The 18,684-nt window shown below is 72.0% G+C and carries 18 protein-coding genes; 7 read left to right on the top strand and 11 right to left on the bottom strand.

Annotation, left to right across the window (positions count from 1 at the left end; translation table 11 throughout):
* Positions 1-38: 38 nt before the first annotated feature.
* Positions 39-809 carry a YidH family protein gene (locus Vau01_RS30065; protein ID WP_203999427.1) on the top strand — a complete coding sequence of 257 codons (771 nt, stop codon included), beginning with the start codon at positions 39-41 and terminating at the stop codon, positions 807-809.
* On the opposite strand, the gene Vau01_RS30060 is transcribed toward Vau01_RS30065, so the two are convergent.
* From Vau01_RS30060 to Vau01_RS30030, 7 genes are all read right to left on the bottom strand, one after another.
* On the bottom strand, positions 796-1,992 hold the full coding sequence (locus Vau01_RS30060) for a vWA domain-containing protein (RefSeq protein ID WP_239151962.1): 1,197 nt from the start codon (positions 1,990-1,992) through the stop codon (positions 796-798). The genes Vau01_RS30065 and Vau01_RS30060 overlap by 14 nt on opposite strands.
* A complete protein-coding gene (locus tag Vau01_RS30055) occupies positions 1,989-3,164 on the bottom strand; it encodes an AAA family ATPase (protein WP_203999423.1) in 1,176 nt (391 codons plus the stop codon). The genes Vau01_RS30060 and Vau01_RS30055 overlap by 4 nt, the downstream gene beginning before the upstream one ends.
* Complete coding sequence (locus Vau01_RS30050) at positions 3,161-4,495, bottom strand: serine/threonine-protein kinase (protein WP_239151960.1); 1,335 nt, start codon at positions 4,493-4,495, stop codon at positions 3,161-3,163. The genes Vau01_RS30055 and Vau01_RS30050 overlap by 4 nt, the downstream gene beginning before the upstream one ends.
* Before the next feature lie 88 nt (positions 4,496-4,583).
* Positions 4,584-5,264 (bottom strand): hypothetical protein, encoded by a 681-nt coding sequence (locus Vau01_RS30045; protein ID WP_203999421.1) that lies wholly within the window; start codon positions 5,262-5,264, stop codon positions 4,584-4,586.
* A 21-nt stretch (positions 5,265-5,285) separates the two neighbouring features.
* On the bottom strand, positions 5,286-6,101 hold the full coding sequence (locus Vau01_RS30040; protein WP_203999420.1) for an ABC transporter ATP-binding protein: 816 nt from the start codon (positions 6,099-6,101) through the stop codon (positions 5,286-5,288).
* Complete coding sequence (locus Vau01_RS30035; RefSeq protein WP_239151959.1) at positions 6,102-7,151, bottom strand: FecCD family ABC transporter permease; 1,050 nt, start codon at positions 7,149-7,151, stop codon at positions 6,102-6,104.
* The gene (locus Vau01_RS30030; RefSeq protein WP_203999419.1) at positions 7,148-8,170 is read right to left on the bottom strand and encodes a FecCD family ABC transporter permease; all 1,023 of its coding nucleotides are present in this window, start codon (positions 8,168-8,170) and stop codon (positions 7,148-7,150) included. The genes Vau01_RS30035 and Vau01_RS30030 overlap by 4 nt, the downstream gene beginning before the upstream one ends.
* Positions 8,171-8,253: 83 nt before the next feature.
* On the opposite strand from Vau01_RS30030, the gene Vau01_RS30025 reads away from it, so the two are divergent.
* On the top strand, positions 8,254-9,291 hold the full coding sequence (locus tag Vau01_RS30025) for an iron-siderophore ABC transporter substrate-binding protein (RefSeq protein ID WP_203999418.1): 1,038 nt from the start codon (positions 8,254-8,256) through the stop codon (positions 9,289-9,291).
* A 54-nt stretch (positions 9,292-9,345) separates the two neighbouring features.
* Here the strand turns inward: Vau01_RS30025 and Vau01_RS30020 are convergent, their stop codons facing one another.
* Together Vau01_RS30020 and Vau01_RS30015 are read right to left on the bottom strand one after the other, a co-directional pair.
* Positions 9,346-10,932: a methyl-accepting chemotaxis protein gene (locus Vau01_RS30020; protein ID WP_203999416.1), complete on the bottom strand. Its 1,587-nt coding sequence runs from the start codon at positions 10,930-10,932 to the stop codon at positions 9,346-9,348.
* Positions 10,933-11,171: 239 nt separating this feature from the next.
* On the bottom strand, positions 11,172-11,750 hold the full coding sequence (locus Vau01_RS30015) for a TIGR03086 family metal-binding protein (protein ID WP_203999415.1): 579 nt from the start codon (positions 11,748-11,750) through the stop codon (positions 11,172-11,174).
* An 89-nt stretch (positions 11,751-11,839) separates the two neighbouring features.
* On the opposite strand from Vau01_RS30015, the gene Vau01_RS30010 reads away from it, so the two are divergent.
* From Vau01_RS30010 to Vau01_RS30000, 3 genes are all read left to right on the top strand, one after another.
* Complete coding sequence (locus Vau01_RS30010; protein ID WP_203999413.1) at positions 11,840-12,499, top strand: TetR/AcrR family transcriptional regulator; 660 nt, start codon at positions 11,840-11,842, stop codon at positions 12,497-12,499.
* 167 nt (positions 12,500-12,666) lie between these two features.
* The gene (locus Vau01_RS30005) at positions 12,667-13,200 is read left to right on the top strand and encodes an RNA polymerase sigma factor (protein ID WP_203999410.1); all 534 of its coding nucleotides are present in this window, start codon (positions 12,667-12,669) and stop codon (positions 13,198-13,200) included.
* On the top strand, positions 13,197-14,321 hold the full coding sequence (locus Vau01_RS30000; RefSeq protein WP_203999406.1) for a CU044_5270 family protein: 1,125 nt from the start codon (positions 13,197-13,199) through the stop codon (positions 14,319-14,321). Before Vau01_RS30005 ends, Vau01_RS30000 begins: the two co-directional genes overlap by 4 nt.
* 8 nt (positions 14,322-14,329) lie before the next feature.
* On the opposite strand, the gene Vau01_RS29995 is transcribed toward Vau01_RS30000, so the two are convergent.
* On the bottom strand, positions 14,330-15,400 hold the full coding sequence (locus tag Vau01_RS29995) for a LacI family DNA-binding transcriptional regulator (protein WP_203999403.1): 1,071 nt from the start codon (positions 15,398-15,400) through the stop codon (positions 14,330-14,332).
* Positions 15,401-15,536: 136 nt separating this feature from the next.
* Here Vau01_RS29995 and Vau01_RS29990 point away from each other — a divergent pair, with 136 nt between their 5' ends.
* Entirely contained in the window at positions 15,537-17,015 is a 1,479-nt protein-coding gene (locus tag Vau01_RS29990; RefSeq protein WP_203999401.1) for a cellulase family glycosylhydrolase, read from the top strand.
* Between the two features lie 21 nt (positions 17,016-17,036).
* Here the strand turns inward: Vau01_RS29990 and Vau01_RS29985 are convergent, their stop codons facing one another.
* A complete protein-coding gene (locus Vau01_RS29985; protein WP_203999399.1) occupies positions 17,037-17,759 on the bottom strand; it encodes a GbsR/MarR family transcriptional regulator in 723 nt (240 codons plus the stop codon).
* Positions 17,760-17,984: 225 nt separating this feature from the next.
* Here Vau01_RS29985 and Vau01_RS29980 point away from each other — a divergent pair, with 225 nt between their 5' ends.
* The gene (locus Vau01_RS29980) at positions 17,985-18,653 is read left to right on the top strand and encodes a DUF4097 family beta strand repeat-containing protein (protein ID WP_203999396.1); all 669 of its coding nucleotides are present in this window, start codon (positions 17,985-17,987) and stop codon (positions 18,651-18,653) included.
* Positions 18,654-18,684: the final 31 nt, after the last annotated feature.

Here is an 18,684-nt window from a genome sequence, read left to right as displayed (position 1 = left end):
TCCTATTGTGGGGCGTTCGACGGATCGACGGGGGCGACATGTCTGACAAGCCGCGATGGCGTGCGGTCCTGGGATGGACGGCGCTCGCCGTGTTCGGGTTCGGGTGCATGGCGGCCGTGTTCGAAGGGTTCCTCGACGACGGCCCGCTCGACTACCGCACGTTCGGCCTGGTCGCCGGACTCACGGCGGTGCTGGGCTCCGTGATCGTCGCGCCGCTGGTCGCGATCCGGTTGGCCCGGAGCCGAACCGCGGCACCGCCGCCCCGGCGGGTGGTCGCGATCGTCGCCGCCGGGCTGATCGCGGTGGTCCTGGTGGGCGCGTGGAAGGGCGTCATCGTGCCGTGGGCGCCGGTCGCGTCCGGCACCGAGGCGGCCTGCCCGGCCCTCGACCGCGCCGGGTTGAGCCAGGCCTGGCCCGACGCGCCGCGTGAGCGCACGCGCGACGACGTCGACCACAACGACCTCGGCGTGTTCTCGTACTGCTCGTGGACCGTCGACGCCGAGACGCCGAGCCAGAAGTTCGTGCTCCTGAACTCGTTCGTGTGGCTGTACGAGGGCACCCGCGAGGGCACCGCCCTCGGCTGGGCGATCCGCGAGTACCGCGACCGGAACGACGACGCGGTCCGGCGGCGGACGCTCGGCAACGTCGGTGACGAGGGGTTCGCCGACGACGGCGGCGACCGCCTGACGGTGGTCGCCCGGCGCGCCAACGTGCTGATCCAGGTGGAGATCTACCCGTCGTCGTCCGACGCGGGGCGGATCGCCCAGGACCTGGTGCGGCGGATGGCCGCCGGGGTCAGCACCCGATAGTGACCACGCGCGCCCACTCCGGTGGCCGCTCGTCCCAGTCCGTCGCCCGGCGCGGGAACAGGCCCACCACCGTCCGGCACGGCGGTTGCTCGGCGGGCCACGGGGTCTGGCCGTCGGTGAGGACCACCACCACGTCGGGACGCGGACGCGCGCCCAGCACCGTCGTGAACCCGGCGCGCAGGTCGGTGCCGCCGCCACCGATCAGCGGGATGCCCTCGGCGCGGCACCACGGGCCGGCGAACCCGGCGGCGGCGTCGCACGAGAGCACGCTCACGTGGTCCCGTCGACCACCGACGGCCGTGCCGATCGCCGCCACCTCGACCAGCGCGCTGCCCAACTCGGCATCGCTCACCGATCCGGACGTGTCGATGATGACCGCCACCCGCGGCGGCCGCGTGCGCAACGCCGGCAGCACCACGCCCGGCAGCGCCGACGACCGCCGCGCCGGCCGGCCGAACGCGTAGTCCTGGCCGGAGCCGCAGCCCGACACCGCCGCCCGGATGGCCGCGCCGAGCAGGTCGCGCCACCGCTGCGGCGGGTGGAACGCCTGCTCCGCCCAGCGTTGCCAGCCCCGGGGCACGCTACCCCGGCAGCCGTTGATGCCCTCCGCCACCCGGAAACGCACCGCATCGCGCTCGTGCGGGGCGAGCCCGTCGGCGCCGCCCGGGCCGAGGTCCCACTCGCGCTCCGCGCCGTCGGCGCCGCTGCCGCAGTCGAGCCAGGCGAGGTCGTCGAAGGCCGGGCCGAGCCGGAACAGGCCCAGGTAGTCCTCCATCAGGCGGCCGGTGGGGAGCTGGACGTGCTCCGGGTACGCGGCGTCGGGCGGTGGGTCGAGCCCGTCGCCGTAGACGTCGTCGTTGATCTCGAAGTCGGCGGCGATGTTCATCCGGAGGCGTTCGCCCGGGCCGCGCAGGTCGTGCGCCCGCGCGTAGCGGTCGCCGCGGTCGTGGTGCTCGCGCAGCAGGTGCGAGACCTCGTGCACCCAGACGCCGGCCAGGTGCTCGACCGACGTGCGGTCCACGAACGCCGGGGAGACGTAGCAGCGCCAGTGTTTGTCGACCGCCATCGTCGGCGTCCGCCTCGACTCGACGGGGTGCAGCGCGAACAGCGCCGCCGCCAGGTAGGGCCGGGCGCGGGTGGCGAGCAGCCGGGCGGCGAACAGCTTCTCCCGGTCGAGATTCACGCCGCCACCGCCTTCCGGGAGATGCTCACGGCGCCGGCCAACCCCTCGATCTCCGGCGGCACCGGCCATCCGTCCCGGCGCAGCTTCGCGAGCGTCGTCGCCGGGACCACCACCAGATCGGGCGCGCCCGTCTCCAGCGCACGCACCAGCACCGCCCACGCCGCGTCCCACCGCTCGCGTTCCGGTCGTTGCCGCACCGCCGCCACGACGCCGTCGAGCACCGCCTGGCGCAGGTCGCCCCGGTCCGGCAGCACCGCTTCGCCCGGAGCGGCGAGCAGGTCCTCCGGATCGGGCAGCTCCATGCGGTCCATGTGCGCCAGCAACTCCAGGCCGGGACCGTCACCGACGACGCCGCGCACGAGCAGCGACAGCACGTCGCGGGACGCGCCCGCGGCCGTGCCGAACGCGATCAGTCGGATCGCCATCTCCCAGGTGCGGGGCGACGGCCACGGCCCGCCCCGCCGCGTCTCGGTCGTCGGCAGTTGGTGCACCAGCGACCCGCGCGCGGTGAGCAGCCCGCAGACCGCCCGGCGGGCGTAGGCGACGGCGTCGGGCAGCCCGGCCGGGTCGAGCCGGGGCAGCACCGTGTGCGGCCAGGTGCCGCCGAGGCCGCGGAGCACCACGTCGTGGTCGAACGTCCACTGTAGATGGACGAACCGGTTCGCCAGCGGCGCGCTCAACTCCCACCCGTCGGCGGCGGACGCGCGCGGGTTCGCCGCGGCCACGATCCGCACCTCCGGCGGCAGCCGCAGCGCGCCCACCCGCCGTTCCAGCACCAGCCGCAGCAACGCGGCCTGCACCGCCGGCGGCGCGGTCGACAGCTCGTCGAGGAACAGCAGCCCGCGGCCGGCCCGCACCAGTCGTACCGCCCAGTCCGGCGGCGCCATCGGCACGCCGTGCACCGCCGGATCGGCGCCGATGACGGGCAACCCGGAGAAGTCGGTCGGCTCGTGCACGCTCGCGATCACCGTGGTCAGCGGCAGGTCGAGCGAGTCGGCGAGCTGGGTGAGCGCGGCCGTCTTGCCGATGCCCGGCTCGCCCCACAGCAGCACGGGCAGGTCGGCGGCGACCGCGAGGGTGAGGGCCTCCAGCTGGTCGTTGGCCCGGGGTTCGGTCGCGGTGGTCGCGAGGAGGTCGAGCAGTTCGCCGGCAATATCCAGGGTTTGCGTCATAGATTCACCTTTCTTTGGGGGACGGTTTTGAGCGGACCGCGGCCGGCGAGTCCCGACCGGTACAGCCCGTACGTGACCTGACGCGCGACGGCCGACTCGAACTCGTCGCGCAATGCGCCGTCGCGCAGCACCGCCGCCGGACCGAGCAGCTCCTCGACCGCGGCCAGCGCGCCGTCGTTGTCACCGTGGTCGAGGCGGGCCCGTATCTCGGCGAGCGGTTCCGGATCGCGGTGCACCGCGTCGATCACCCGCAGGCACGGGCTCGGCGTACCGCCGAGCGCGGCGAACAGTTCCTCGCGCCGCACCTCGTCGGGATCGTGGTCGAGCGCGGTCAGCACCCCGTGCCGCAGCCCGATCCGGTGCCGCGCGTCGCCGCACTCGACCGTCCGCCAGGCGCGGTCGGTGTCCGCCTCCGCGCCGGCTGGCGTCCACTGTGGACGGAGCGCGGCGGCGACCAGCGGGTGCAGCCGATCGGCGTCGATCAGGCCGGCCCGCAGCAGTTCCAGGTCGGGCAGCACCCAGGTGGCGGCGTGCGGCAGCACGGGGTACGACGGCGCCGGCCCTCTCAGGACCCGCGGCGGCGTCGCCGATCCGTCGAGCACCAGGCGGCGCCGGCCGGCCCGCACGAGCACGGGGACGCCGGTGCGCCCGTCCGCGTCGCGCAGGATCTCCGCTTCGGCGGCCCACCGGTGCGTGGCACAACCGGGTGGCAGCCCATCCGGTTCGCCGCGCGGCACGGCGCCGGGCTCGCCCGGTGGCGAAGTGCCGGGCCCGCCGCGGGGTGGGGGCCAGTGCTGGGCGCCGGCGCGGGCGGCGAGGTCGGGCGCGTGGCGCGCGTCCCACATCGGGCGGTGCAGGTCGAGCCGGAACCGCCGGTCGGGGTGCGGATGCGGGTGCACGTCCCGGTCGGTGGCGTGGCCGGTCCACAGTGCCAGGCTGATCCGCTGGGCGGCGTCGGCCCACGCGGGTGCGGTGCGCGCGACCAGGTGCACGGTGCCGGCGCCCGACACCCCGTACCGGGCCAGCGTCACGGTCAGGCCGGCCCGCAGCAGCCCGTCGGGCGCCATCCGCGGCATGTGCCAACGCAGCAGGTCGGGCGCGAAATGACGGAGATCGGCGCGGACCTCGGCCGCGAGTTCCGCGCCATGGACGCGGGCCGCGGCCCGCAGGTCGAGATCGACGTCGACGCGCGCCACCGCGCACGCACCGGCCCAGTCGCCCGCGACACGGCGAGCGGTTGCGGCTTCGATCATCGACCGCGGCACGGCGAACTCGCGCACGCGCCGCCAGAGTGATAGACGGAGGTCACCGTCCACGTGGGATGAGCGCATCAGCACTCACCTTCGGTGGAGCGGGGCCTCCCTTCGAACACGGAGGTCATCATCGGGAAGCAGGGTACACCGCCGCGTCACCGGATCTCTACGACGCGGCCCGCAGGCGGTCGACGGCGGTGGCGATGAGGGTGCGCACGACCGGTTCCTCGCCGCTCATGTTCTCCCAGCCGAGGTCGCCGACGAGCACGAGGTCGTCGCCCGTCCGGGCCACCGCGACCGGCCACGTCTGGATGGTGAGGTCGGGGCTGTCGCCGTACGTCGTCTGGACGCTGGTGCGGAACAGGAGCGCCTCGTCACCGGCGTCGACGTCGCCGACGATCTCCCAGTTCCGCCTACCCTGGCCGATCGCGCCGGGGCAGCGCTGCAGCGCGGACCTCAACTCGGCGAACGCCTGCGCGCCGGAACCGGGGCTGTACCGCACGATCGTCTCGAGGATCACGCTGGGCACGGTTCCGCCGGGACCGTTGGCGGGTGTCATCGGGGCGGTCATGGCGATCGATGCCTGCCGGGCCGGATCGCTCGGGTGCGCGTCGCCGCACGGGCGTGGCGGCCGCAGATCCCTGCCGACGTCGCCGTCGACCGGTGCCATCGCGGCGCCGCTCAGGTCGGACGGACGCAGCAGCCCGGCGCTCGGGATGGGTCCGGTGGCGCGCGCCGACGCCGAGGCCGTCACCGTTGTCGTGGGTGACGCGGAGGTGGCTCCCTCACCGCACGCGGTCAACGAAACGAGAGCGAGCGTGGTCCCCAGAAACACGATCCTTCTCATCTGATTCGGGCTACCCGGTCGTCAGCCGGACAAAACAGGCCGGGACCGGGCGCGGCGCCGGCTGCGATCCGTCGGCACGACCATCGGCGTTCCGGTCTCCGGGTCGTCGATCACGCGGCACGGGATGGAGAACACGTCCTCCACCAGATCGGCGGTCATCACGTCGGCGGGACGGCCCTGCGCGACCACGGCGCCGCCGCGCATCACGATCAGCTCGGTCGCGTAGCGGCAGGCGTGGTTCAGGTCGTGCAGCACCGCGACGATCGTGCGGCCCTCCTCGTGCAACTCGGCGCACAGGTCGAGCACCTCGAACTGGTGCGACAGATCGAGGAACGTCGTCGGCTCGTCGAGCAGCAGGATCGGGGTCTGCTGGGCCAGCGCCATCGCCAGCCACACCCGTTGGCGTTGCCCGCCCGACAACTCGTCGACGAACCGGTCGGCGAGGTCGCTCACCTCGGTCAACCGCATCGCCGACGCCACCGCCTCCTCGTCCGACGGCGACCACTGCCGCAGCAGCCGCTGGTGCGCGAACCGGCCGCGCGCCACCAGTTCCTCCACGACGATCCCGCCCGGGACGATCGGCGACTGCGGCAGCATGCCCAACTGCTTGGCGACCTGCTTCGACGGGTACGACGCGATCGCCTGCCCGTCCAGGTACACCGCGCCGGCCGACGGCTTGAGCACGCGGGCGAGCGCCTTCAGCAACGTCGATTTGCCGCACGCGTTCGGCCCGACGATCACGGTGAACGAGCCGTCGGCGATCCGGACGTCGAGGTTCTCGGTGACCACCCGTTTGTCGTACGCGAGCGTCAACTCCCGCGCGCTCAGACGGTCCATTTAAACGCTCCTCGTCCGGTGTTCGCGGAACAACAGCCAGCAGAGATAGGTGCCGCCGAGCGCGGCCGTCACCACACCCACCGGAATGTCCTGAGTGGACAGTGCGCGCTGCGCGCCCCAGTCGCTGACCGTCAGGATGGCCGCGCCCATCATCGCCGCGGGCAGGATCCCCGCGTTCGGTGAGCGGGTGAGTCGCGCCGCGAGCGGTCCGGCCGCCAACGCGACAAATGCGATGGGACCGGCGGCAGCGGTCGCCCCCGCCGACAACCCGACGGCGCTCAGGGCGAGCACCGCCCGGCTCCGTTCCACCGGCACCCCGTGCAGCACCGCGATCTCGTCGCCGAGCGCCAGCATCGACAGGTGCCGCCCGTAGTACAGGGCGACCGGCAGGAACACCGCCACCGCAACGGCGACGATCGTCACGTGCGTCCACGTGCGGCCGTTGACGCTGCCGATCATCCACACCTGCGCGGCGACCGCCTCGTCGAGCCGCGCCTTGTAGATGAGGTAGGAGTTCGCGGCCTCCAGCAGCGCCGAGACGCCCACGCCCATGAGCACCAGGCGGAACGGCTGGATGCCGCGGCGGAACGCCAACAGATAGATGCCGACGGCGGTGAGCAGGCACCCGGTGATCGCGCCGACGGCGACCTGCACCCCGCCACCGCCGAGGACCAGCATCACGACGAGCGCGCCGGTCGCCGCGCCGAACGTCAGCCCGACGAAGTCGGGACTGCCGAGCGGGTTGCGGGTCAGGCTCTGGAAGATGGTGCCGCTCGCGCCCAGCGCCGCGCCGACCAGCAGCGTGACGAGCACCCGCGGCAGCCGCAGTTCGTAGACGATGAAGTCGGTGCCGGCGTCACCGTGCCCGGCGAGGCTGCGCAACACGTCCGGGACGGGCACCGGCAGGTCGCCCGACGACAGGTTCACGAGCGCCATGCCCAGCGCGACGAGCAGCAGCGCGGTGCCGACCACGAACGACCGCGGGTGCAACCGCAACGACACCCGACCGGCCCGCACCGGAACGCGCTTCGGTTTGACCAGCGTGCTCACAACAGCCTCAACTTGCGACGCCGGCAGAGCGCGATGAACAACGGCGCGCCGAGGAACGCGGTCACCACACCCACCGGGAGTTCGGCCGGTGCCACCAGCACGCGGGCGAGCACGTCCGAGCCGAGCATCAGGATCGGGCCGAGGATCAGCGAGTACGCCAGGATCCAGCGGTTGTCGGAGCCCGTCACCATGCGGGCCGCGTACGGGACGGCCAGCCCGATGAACCAGATCGGCCCGCTCGCCGCCGTCGCCGCCCCGCACAGCAGGGTGACCGCGAGGATGCCGAGCCCGCGGATGACGCCGGGATGCGCGCCGAGCGCGGTCGCCGACTCGTCGCCCATGCTCAACGCGTTCAACTGGCCGCCCAGGACCAGTGCCAGCACCGCACCCAGCACCATGAGCAGCACCACCGGCAGCATCGCCGTCGTGTCCCGGTCGGAGAGCGAGCCGACGTCCCAGTGGCGGTAGCGGTCGAACGCCCTCCGTTGGGTCACCAAAATGGCCCAGACGATGGCGCCCAGCACCGATGTCAGCGCGACCCCCGACAGAACCTGCCGCTCGACGGTGGGTGCCCGGCCGGACCCACCGAGCGCGAAGACGGCGGCCGACGTGGCCGCCGCGCCGACGAACGCGAACCAGACGTAGCCGGCCGGAGTGGTCACGCCGACGAACGCGATCGCGATCACCACACCGGTGGACGCGCCGAGGTTGACCCCGAGCAGGCCGGGCTCGGCGAGCGGGTTGCGGGTCAGCGCCTGCATCACGGTGCCGGCGAGGCCGAGCGCGGCACCGACGGCGAGGCCGAGCAGGGTGCGGGGAAAGCGCAGCGACCAGACGATGATCGACGTCGCGGAGTCGTCCTTGTGCCACAGCACGCGCCAGACGTCGGCCGGGCTCGTGCTCCGGCTGCCGATCGCGATGCTCAGCACGACCGCGACAGCCAGGACGCCGGCACCGACCCACAGGCCGGTCCAGCGCCGCGCTTCACGGGACGTCCGCTTCTCGGTGACCTGTCGCATCACTTCCCGGGGTTCCTGACTCGTGCAATTAGGCAAGGCTAACCTACACTCCCTGCAAGTTCACCTCTCCGGAAGGATCAGCCGTGCGGCTCTTCCCGATCCGGCGCAGCGCCATCGCGGTGGCTGCCGGATTCCTCGTCCTCCTCGCCGCCTGCGGCCCGAACAACGACACCGACTCCTCGGGCTCCGACGCGGCCGCCACCTCGGGCTTCCCGGTGTCGATCGAGAACAAGTTCGGCACCACGACGATCAACGCCGAGCCGAAGCGCGTCGTCACCGTCGGCCTGGTCGAGCAGGACGCCCTGCTGGCGCTCGGTGTCGTCCCGGTCGCCACCACCGAGTGGTTCGGCAAGAAGCCGGGCGCGGTCTGGCCGTGGGCCGAGAAGGCGCTCGGTAGCGCGGCGAAGCCGGAGGTGCTCACCGACACCGACGGCATCCAGTTCGAGAAGATCGCGGCGCTGAAGCCCGACCTGATCATCGCGATGTACTCGGGCGTCACCGCCGAGGACTACGCGACGCTGTCGAAGATGGCGCCCACCGTGGCGCAGCCGAAGAACCAGGTCGACTACGGCGTCTCCTGGCAGGAGGTCGCTCGCACCGTCGGCACGGCGGTCGGCAAGAAGGCGCAGGCGGAGAAGCTCGTCACCGAGCTGGAGGCGCGGTTCGCGAGCATCCGCAAGGAACACCCCGAGTTCGTCGGCGCCACGGGTCTCATGGCCACCACCTACGAGGGCTACTGGGTCTACGGACCGCAGGACCCGCGCGGCCGCCTGCTGCAGGACCTGGGCTTCAAGATGCCCGACGGGCTCGCCGAGGTCACCGGCCAGGAGTTCGGCGCCAACCTGAGCAAGGAGCGCATCGACCTGCTGGACACCAAGGTGCTGATCTGGCTCCTCGACTCGTACGACACCGACAAGGCGAAGGTCCAGGGCGATCCGCTCTACACCAAGCTGAAGGTCAACACCGAGGCCCGCGACATCTTCCTGGTGAGCGAGGAAGAGGTGGGCGCGGCGACGTCGTTCATCTCGCTGTTGAGCCTGCCGATGCTCCTCGACAAGCTCGTCCCCCAGCTGAAGTTCGCGGTCGACGGCAACCCGTCGACGGCCGTCCAGCGCATCTAGCCCGCGCGATCTTGGACTCCCTGCGGTGCTCCAGCACCGTGGGGAGTCCAAGATCTACACGCGGTACGCCGCCACGAGGTCGCGCAGTTCGCCGGACATCTGGGCGAGTTCGGCGGCGGCCTGCTGGGCGCGCGCGGCGCCGTCGGTCACGGCGCCGGAGCTGAGGGCGACGTTGGAGATGTTGCTGGCGATCGACGTGGCGCCGGTGGCGGCCTCGTTGACGCTGCGGGAGATCTCGGCCGTCACCGCGGTCTGCTCCTCGACGGCGGACGCGATCGTCGTCGAATAGTCGTTGACCCGGCCCATGACCTCGGCGATCTCGGCGATCGCGTTGATCGCCTCGCCGGTCTCCTTCTGGATCGTGCTGACCTGCCCGGCGATCTCCTCGGTGGCGCGGGCGGTCTCCTGGGCCAGGTCCTTCACCTCGCCGGCGACCACGGCGAACCCCTTGCCGGTGTCGCCGGCGCGGGCGGCCTCGATGGTGGCGTTGAGGGCCAGCAGGTTCGTCTGCTCGGCGATCGACGTGATCAGCTTGACCACGGCACCGATCTGCGTCGACGACTCGCCGAGCCGCCCCACCGACTGCTGCGCGTGCCCGGTCGTCTGCGCCGCGACGCCGGCGACCTGCGCCGCCTCGCTGGCGTTCGTGGTGATCTCCCGGATGGCGGCGCCCATCTGCTCGGCGCCGGCGGCCACCGTCGAGACGTTGCCGGACACCCGCTCGGCGTCGCTGGACACGTGTCCCGCCTGGTTCGCGGTGTCCCGTGCCGACGACGACAGCTCCGTCGCGACCGACGAGAGGTTCGACGCGGTGCCGGCGAGCCGCTGGGAGCTCTCGACGATCCGGCGGACCATGTCGCCGATCGCCGCCGCGGTCGAGTTCACCGTGGTGCCCAGGTCACCGACCTCGTCGCGGGTGGTCACCTTCGTCCGCGCCGTCAGGTCACCCGCGCTGATCGCGTGAAGAGCGGTCACGCACCGCTGGAGCGCCGCGGCGATGAACCTGCCCACGCCGAAGGCGAGGGCGACGCCGACCAGCAGCGTCACGACCAGCAGCGTGTACACGACCACGCGGGTCGACCGGTAGGTGGCGTCGGCCCGTTCCTTCTCCTTCCGGGCGTCGTCCACCGTGTCCTTGACCAGGGTGTCGAGCGATCCGGCGATGGTGGCCGCGAACGGTGCGACCTTCGAGGTCCGGATCGCCTGGATGCCGGCCAGGTCGCCGCGCGCGGCGAGCGGTTGCAGTTCGTCGTTCGTGATCGTGACCCAGGACTCCCACGCCCCGTCGAACGCGTCGAGCGCCTGCGTCTCGTCGGCCGTCAGGTCGTACGCCCGCATCGCCGCGAGCGCCTCGGCCACGGCCTTCTCGGTGACCGGGAGGGCCGCCGTCTTGGCGGCGACGGTCTGCGGGTCCTGGGCGAGGAACAGGTCGAGCGAGTTGATCCGGGCCACGTAGACGGCGCTGCGCAGCTCACCGGCGTCGTCGACCAGCTCGGTGTGGCTCGCCACGATGCCGACCTGGTCGTTCGTGTCAGCCAGCTCGCCCATCACGAAGAGGCCGTCGGCGAGACTCAGCAACGCGACGAACGTCACCACCAAAATGATCTTCGTCTTCACCGAGCGGTCGGCAAACCAGCTCAACCAGGATCGCTCGTTTGTGGTCACCGTTGAGCCCCGTCCGCTCCAGATCCGCACCCGCTATGCACCCAGCGTCGGCGGACGCGGGTCCGATATGAGGAAAAATCGGGAAACGTTGACAAAGCGGTCACTCCCCCACAACATAGATGCCCATCAACTTCACGGGGAGCGATGAGGAGAATCTTCGGGCTGGGCGCGGCGCCGGCCCGGGCCGCCGCCGCTCGGCCCGGGCCCACCTGGCCTTACGGCTTGCGGCCGAGGTACCGCAGCAGCGCGGCGACCTCGTCATCGCCGTCGGCGGCGGGCAGGGCCGGGGCGTAGGCGCCGTAGGCACGCAGCGGCTCGACGATCGCCCGCGCCGCGACCATCAGCGGACCGGCCAGTTCCGGCGTGAGCGGCGACGGCTGTCCGGTGGCGACGGCGATGTCCCAGGCGTGCACGCCCGCGTCGAGGGCGCAGGCCCCGGCAGCCAGCCAGGCCGGCAGCGCACCCTGGGGCAACGGCGTCGGCACCGACTCCGCGTCGACCGCAACCGTGTCGTACGCGCCGGCCGACGCCGCGAGAGCGGCCGCGAGGTAGGCGACCGGATCCCCCTCGATGCGCCCGGACGGGGCGAACGGGTCCTCGGTCGGGTACGGCCCCCCGGTGATCGCGGCGGCGTAGCCGATCTGGTCGCCGGCGGCGTGCTGCAGCACCTGGGTGACGGTCCACTGGTCACACGGCGTCGGCAGGTCCCAGGCGTCGGGCCCGACACCGGCGACCACGGTGCGCAGCGCCTCGTGCGACCCCGTCAGCACGGTCTTCCAGTTCTGCTCGCCCATGATCTCTCTCCCAGTTTCCGGAACGGAATACTTCGTTCCGCTTCACAGTAGCAGAGCGGAACGATCCGTTCCAGTGCTAATCTGCGCTCATGTCGAATCCCACGGCTGGAACAGCGGGCGCCGACCGGGCGCCCATGGCGGGACGGCGGGCGCAGGCGGCCCGCAACGACGGGGCGATCCTCGCCGCCGCCCGGGACGTCTTCCTCGATGACCCGAAGGCGCCGGTCGCGGCCGTCGCCGAGCGGGCCGGGGTCGGGATGAGTGCGCTCTACCGGCGGTACCCCGGCAAGGAGGATCTCCTCCGGAAACTGTGCCACGACGGGCTCCGCCGGTTCATCGCCGAAGCCGAGGCGGCCTCGGAATACGCGGACGGGTGGGAGGCGCTCGAGGCGTTCCTGACCGGAGTGGTCGAGGCCGACGTGCATTCGCTGACCGTCCATCTCGCGGGGACGTTCGCGCCGACGCCGGAGATGCGGGCGGACGCCGAGCGGTCCGGCGCGCTCGTCCTCGACCTGGTGCGGCGCGCCTACGCGAGCGGGCGCCTGCGCACCGACCTGGTGGCGGAGGACATCGGGCTGCTGCTGGAGAGCTGCGCGGCGATCCGCGTCCCCGATCCCGACCGCACGCGGCAACTGCGCCACCGTCACCTGCGACTGCTGTTGGACGGCATGGCGGCCGCCCACGAGACCGACCTGCCCGGCCCGGCCCCCTCCCCCGACGAGATGAACTGGCGCTGGCGACCCCGCTAAAAGATCTTCAGCGAGTGGGAGGCTAGGCACCTTGAAGCGGCCGAGAAAGGTATCCAGCCTCCCACTCGGGCGGAAGAGGCGACAGCGAAAAGAACAGCGGTAAGAATCACGCGTTGGCGCGCACTACTCGTGACGGCGTACCTTCCGACCACGAGGAGCAGGAGCCCGTGACAGATGTCGACGCGTGCCGGCGCTTCACCGCAATTTTTCACGAACACCATCGGCGGGTGTTCGCGTACGCGGTGGGCCGCGCCGGACGGGAACATGCCGACGACGTGGTGGCGGAAACGTTTCTCGTCGCCTGGCGACGGCTGGCCGACGTGCCGGCGAACCCGTTGCCGTGGCTGCTCGGCGTGGCGCGCAACGTGGTCCACGAACGGTACCGCGACCAGGTTCGTCAGTCGGCGCTCGCGGCCGAGATGCGGGCCTGGGTGCGGGAGGCCGAGGAGGACGTGGCCGAGCATGTCACCGACCGCGCGGCCGTGCTCCTCGCCCTGGCCGCTCTGGGAGACGCGGACCGCGAGATCCTGACGCTCACCGCGTGGCACGGGCTGGCCGCCCGGGACGCCGCACGGGTGGTCGGGTGCTCGACGGCCACGTTCTTCGTGCGGCTGCACCGGGCACGGAAGCGGCTGCAGGACGCCCTGGGTGTCGACCGTCAGACCAGTTCGGCCCGGCTTGCCAAGGAGTACACCCGATGACCAGATACGACGTGATGCGGCTTCTCGCCGACGCCCGGCCCGACCGGCTCGACCCCGACCCGGGCAGCGTGCCGGACCCGGGGACGATCACCGCCCACCCGCGCACGGTCACCACCCGCGCAACGCGCACGGTCACCACCCGCGCGACGCGCAGGACCCGCCTCGTGCTCGCCGGCGCGCTGCCGGTGGCGGCAGCGGCGCTCGTCGCCGGCGCGCTCGTCCTCACCAACGGCAGCCCGAACAACCCTGAAGCGGGAACGGACGGCACAAAAACAACAACCGCAAGGCCCGATCCGCGGACGGCGAGCGACCTCCTCCTGGTCGCGGCGGAACAGACCGGCTCCGGAACGGCGACCGACGGTCGCTACCGGGTCAGGGCGTACGAGCGCGGCGAACGCAAGGAGGTCGGGCGCTACGCGATCATGACCCGCAACGCCCACGAGCAGTGGCTGGCCACCGACCCGGACGACCCGAGCGTCGAGGTCCACCAGTATCTCGGTGCACGTCCCGCCACCCCGGCCGACGAACAGGTCTGGCGGGCCGCCGGCTCGCCCGACCGCTGGACCGAGGCCACGCCGCCCGGCACCAAGAAGATCGAGCACACCGTCGCGGCCGGTCCCCGGCAGGTGGAGCCGCTGCGGGAGGGTGCCCGGCGCGAGTCGATGCTGCTGGCCGGGCAGCCGGTCACCGAGGCGGAACTGGCCGCGCTGCCGACCGAGCCGGCCGCGCTACGTACCAGGCTGGTCGCGAAGCTGCGTGCCGGCAACGGCCAGGAGAACGAGAACTACGCGCTCTTCTACGCCGCCCGGGGTCTCATCACCGATCTTCCGGTGAGCGCGCAGGTGCGCGCGGCCGCCTACCGGATGCTCGCCGACGTTCCCGGCATCGAGCTCCTCGGCAAGGTCGTGGACCAGGGCGGGCGGTCCGGGTTCGCGGTCGCGTACACCAGGCGCGGTGACGCCGGGTGGGGGCAGATCCGCCTGATCATCGACCAGGGGACGGGCAGCGTGCTGGCCGAGGAGTCATGGTTCCTCGGCAGCGACCGGTCGAGCGCCACGCTCATGAGCTTCACCCTCGTCCTCCGCACCGGCTACACGAACGACGCGGCACCCACCACATAGCGGACGGTTCAGCGGCGGGGCACTCCGGTGCTCCGCCGCACCGTCAGCGTCGTGGCGATCTCGAGGCGGGTCTGCGCGGGTGGGTCGCCGCGGCCGAGGGCGAGCGCGAGCTCGGTGGCCGCCGCCGCCATCTCGACCAGCGGCTGGTGCACGGTGGTCAGCGGCGGGTCGATCCACGACACCACCGGCAGGTCGTCGAACCCGACCACGCTGAGGTCCTCCGGAATGCGCAGCCCACGTTCGCGCGCGGCCCGGTAGGCGCCGAGCGCCAGCACGTCGTTCGCGGCGAACAGGGCCGTGGGCGGGTCGGGGCGGTCGAGCAGGGCGCCGGCCGCGGCCCAACCCCCCTCGTGGTTGAGGTCCACGCGGACCACCAGGCCATCGTCGGTTTGAATATTTGACGCGTCTAATGCTGCCCGGTATCCGTCGAAGCGCGCGCGGCAGCACAGGAGGCGGTCCGGCCCGGCGATCATGGCGATCCGGCGATGCCCGAGTTCGATCAGGTGCCGGGTCGCGGAACGGCCGCCCATCCAGTTGGTGGCGCCGACGTAGGGCGCGTCGTCGGGCAGGTCGGCGGCCAGGTCGAAGACGACGAACGGGATGCCGCGGGCGGTGAGCTGGTCGCGCTGGGCCCGGGACAGCTGCGCGACGGACACGACGCACTGCGGCCGGCGCGCCAGCGCGTCCTCCATCCAGCCCCGCGCCTCGGTCGGCCGCTGGTCGAAATCGGAGACGACGACGCCCACGTGATGGGTGCGGGCCACCTGCTCGACCCCGCGAATGATCTCCAGCCCCCACAGGCTCTCCAGGTCGCCCATGACGAGTTCCATGATCTCGGCCCGGCTGGCGTTCTCCGGCCGCCGGTAGCCGTACTCGGTGATGAGCGACTCGACCCGGGCCCGGGTACCCGCGCCGACGCCGGCGCGCCCGTTGATCACCTTCGAGACGGTGGGCACCGACACGCCCGCCCGTTCGGCGATGAACGCGATCGTCACCTGCCGGTACGGGTCGTGGTCGGGCCCGGTGACCCGCTCGGTCCGGCCGTGCGGGCCGTCCGTGCCGGTACCGGGGACGAGCACGGCGCACCTCCCTCACCGGGGCCTCTCGGCGTCCACGAAACATTTCTTCATCGATTGCGATCGCTATCGCGACCGAGCATACTTGCCGGGCCTCCCCACATCCAGTTCCGTCGATGTCACCCCCAGGAGGAATCCCATGCGACGACGGATCGCGTTACTCGCCACGGCCGCGCTCGCCGTCACGGCCGGAACCATCGCCGCGGTGGGGAGCCCGGCGAACGCGGCCACCGGCTGCACCGTCACCTACAGCGTCACCAACAGCTGGTCCGGCGGGTTCCAGGCCGGCCTCGTGGTGACCAACCTCGGCGACCCGCTCACCTCGTGGCGGCTCGGCTTCACGTTCCCCGACCCGACCCAGCGGGTCAGCCAGGGATGGAACGGGGAGTGGAGCCAGACCGGCTCGACCGTCACGGTCACCAACGCGTCGTGGAACGGATCGCTGCCCACCAACGGGAAGGTCGAACCGGCGTTCGTCGGCGCCGGGTCCGCCGGCCCGAAGCCGACCGCGTTCACGCTCAACGGCGTCGCCTGCAACGGGACGCCGTCGAGCCCGTCGCCGTCGGCGTCCCAGTCGTCCTCCCAGCCACCCACGAGCGGCCCGGCGCCGGCGCTGCGCGTCTCCGGGAACCGCATCGTCACCACCGCGGGCCGCGCCTACCGCCTCCTCGGCGTCAACCGCGCGAGCGGCGAGTTCGCCTGCGTGCAGGGCAAGGGCATGTGGGACAGCGGACCCGTCGACAAGGCGTCCGTCGACGCGATGAAGGCGTGGAACGTGCACGCGGTGCGGATCCCGCTGAACGAGGACTGCTGGCTCGGGTTGTCGGGGTCACCGAGCGGGTCGGCCTACCAGCAGGCGGTCAAGGACTATGTTTCGTTGCTCGTCGCGAACGGCGTGAACCCGATCCTCGACCTGCACTGGACCCACGGCCAGTACACCGGCAACATCTCCGCCTGCGCCGACGTCAACGCCACGTGCCAGAAGCCGATGCCGAGCATGCAGTACACGCCGACGTTCTGGACCCAGGTCGCGAACGCGTTCAAGGGCAACAACGCCGTCGTGTTCGACCTGTTCAACGAGCCCTACCCGGACGCGTCGAACAACTGGACCGACATCCCGGCGGCCTGGCGCTGCCTGCGCGACGGCGGCACCTGCACCGGCATCACGTACGAGGTCGCCGGCATGCAGGATCTCGTCGACGCCGTCCGCGCGACCGGCGCCACGAACATCGTCCTCGCCGCCGGACTCACCTGGACCAACGACCTCACCCAGTGGCTGACGTACAAGCCGACCGACCCGACCGGCAACCTGGTCGCGTCGTGGCACTCGTACAACTTCAACGCCTGCGTCACCGAGGCGTGCTGGGACAGCCAGATCGCGACCGTCGCCGCCCAGGTGCCGGTGCACGCCGGCGAGATCGGCCAGGACTCCTGCGCCCACGACTACATCGACCGGCTGATGACCTGGCTCGACGCCCACAGCCTCGGTTACACGGCGTGGACGTGGAACCCGTGGGGCTGCACCGGCGGCAACGTCCTCATCACCGACTACGCCGGCACCCCGACCGTCACCTACGGCCAGGGCTTCCGCGCCCACCTGCTCACCCAGAACCCCTGAGGTCGCCGGCCCGCGCCGCGGTCAGGCCTGGTTCGGGGTCTTCGTGTGGAGGACCTCGCGGGCCTGTTCCGTGGCGCGGGTGAGGCTCTCGGTGACGAAGTCGAGGAAGCGGGCGATGTTCTCGAGCCGGACGGCGGCCGGGGTGCCGGCGCCGAGGATGCCGACGCCCTGCCGCGCGGTCTCCACGAACTGCGCGTTGGACCGGGCCGCGGCGACCATCGCCTGGTACCAGAGTTCGTCGTCGACCGCGTAGCGCTCGCGGCGGCGGTCGTCGCGTTCGCGACGGACGAGGTTCTGGCTCTCGAGGAACGCGATCGACTTGGAGATGGTCGCCGGGCTGACCTGGAGCCGTTGCACGAGTTCCGCCGCGGTGAGGCTGCCCGCGTCGGTGGTGTAGAGGCAGCCCAGCACCCGGGCCATCATCTTGGACAGACCCTGCTGCATGAGGACGGTGACGAACGCCTCCTCGTACTCGCGCACGGCCTCGGGGTCGCGCCCGTGGGGTTGCGGGGGCGCCGCCGACCCGCGGGGCACGGCCGGCCGGCGCCGGTGGGCGCGGCGTTCGGTGGCGCGGTGGGCCAGGTCGGCGCGGTAGCCGGCGGGGCCGCCGTTCCGCGTCACCTCACGCGTGATCGTCGAGGTCGGACGGTCGATGCGGCGGGCGATCTCCGCGTAGGCGAGGCCGTCGGCGAGACCCAGCGCGATCTGCTGGCGCTCCGGTTGGGTGAGTCTGCCTCCCGGCATCGCGGCCTCCTTCGTCCGTGGCGGCCCCACCATAGCGTTCACTCCCACCCCATTGCAACATCTCCTCCAACTTCCGTTGCATTACCCGGATACTCGTTGCAACGATTTCATTGCTTTGAAATGCTGGAATGCGTTTCTGGTGCAACAAAATGCTTGAAGGCTTTAGAAAGGCAACGTAGCGTTTCCCTCGTTCGAAACAACGAAACACCCAACGAGGAGAGCATGATGACCACGTTCGACACCACCGCCCCGATCTCCGCCGTCCTCGACATCCCCGCCGGGCGCGTCCAGTTCATCGCCGCCGACCGGGCCGACACCACGGTCGAGGTCCGGCCCGCCGACGCCGGCAAGAGCCGCGACGTGAAGGTGGCGGAGGAGACCACGGTCGACTACCGCGACGGCGTCCTGCGGATCACGGCCACGGCGAAGAACCAGTACCTCGGCGCGTCCGGTTCCATCGAGGTGACGGTGCAGTTGCCCGCCGGGTCCCGGATCGAGGCGAAGGCGGCCAGCGCCGACTTCCGGGCCGTCGGCCGGTTCGGCGACGTCTCGTACGAGGGCGCGCACGGCGCGATCAAGATCGACGAGGCCGACGGCGTCCGGCTCACCACCTCCGCCGGCGACGTCACGGTCGGCCGCCTCAACGGCGCCGCCGAGATCCGCACCATGAAGGGCGACATCACCGTCACCGAGGCCGTGCGCGGCACGGTCGTCCTGCGCACCGAGGCCGGCAACGTGTCGGTCGGCGCCGCGGCGGGCGTCTCCGCGTCCCTCGACGCCGGCACCACCTACGGCCGGATCCAGAACTCGCTCACCAACACCGAGGGCGCGAACGCCCAGCTGACCATCCACGCGACCACCGGCTACGGCGACGTCGTCGCCCGCAGCCTCTGATCCCCGGTGGTCCGGATGCGTTAACGTCCCG

This window comes from Virgisporangium aurantiacum, from assembly GCF_016863635.1.
Lineage (GTDB): Bacteria > Actinomycetota > Actinomycetes > Mycobacteriales > Micromonosporaceae > Virgisporangium > Virgisporangium aurantiacum.
The sequence above is the reverse complement of the archived record's forward strand: the minus strand, read 5'-3'. Positions and strand labels throughout refer to the sequence as shown.

Bases quoted from the DNA above. Each gene is read 5' to 3' on its own strand.
- Vau01_RS30015 (WP_203999415.1), bottom strand. From the start codon at position 11,750: ATGGGCGAGCAGAACTGGAAGACCGTGCTGACGGGGTCGCACGAGGCG.
- Vau01_RS29980 (WP_203999396.1), top strand. From the start codon at position 17,985: ATGACCACGTTCGACACCACCGCCCCGATCTCCGCCGTCCTCGACATC.
- Vau01_RS30000 (WP_203999406.1), top strand. From the start codon at position 13,197: ATGACCAGATACGACGTGATGCGGCTTCTCGCCGACGCCCGGCCCGAC.
- Vau01_RS30040 (WP_203999420.1), bottom strand. From the start codon at position 6,101: ATGGACCGTCTGAGCGCGCGGGAGTTGACGCTCGCGTACGACAAACGG.
- Vau01_RS29985 (WP_203999399.1), bottom strand. From the start codon at position 17,759: ATGCCGGGAGGCAGACTCACCCAACCGGAGCGCCAGCAGATCGCGCTG.
- Vau01_RS30055 (WP_203999423.1), bottom strand. From the start codon at position 3,164: ATGACGCAAACCCTGGATATTGCCGGCGAACTGCTCGACCTCCTCGCG.
- Vau01_RS30030 (WP_203999419.1), bottom strand. From the start codon at position 8,170: ATGCGACAGGTCACCGAGAAGCGGACGTCCCGTGAAGCGCGGCGCTGG.
- Vau01_RS30045 (WP_203999421.1), bottom strand. From the start codon at position 5,264: ATGAGAAGGATCGTGTTTCTGGGGACCACGCTCGCTCTCGTTTCGTTG.
- Vau01_RS30010 (WP_203999413.1), top strand. From the start codon at position 11,840: ATGTCGAATCCCACGGCTGGAACAGCGGGCGCCGACCGGGCGCCCATG.
- Vau01_RS30065 (WP_203999427.1), top strand. From the start codon at position 39: ATGTCTGACAAGCCGCGATGGCGTGCGGTCCTGGGATGGACGGCGCTC.
- Vau01_RS29990 (WP_203999401.1), top strand. From the start codon at position 15,537: ATGCGACGACGGATCGCGTTACTCGCCACGGCCGCGCTCGCCGTCACG.
- Vau01_RS30050 (WP_239151960.1), bottom strand. From the start codon at position 4,495: ATGCGCTCATCCCACGTGGACGGTGACCTCCGTCTATCACTCTGGCGG.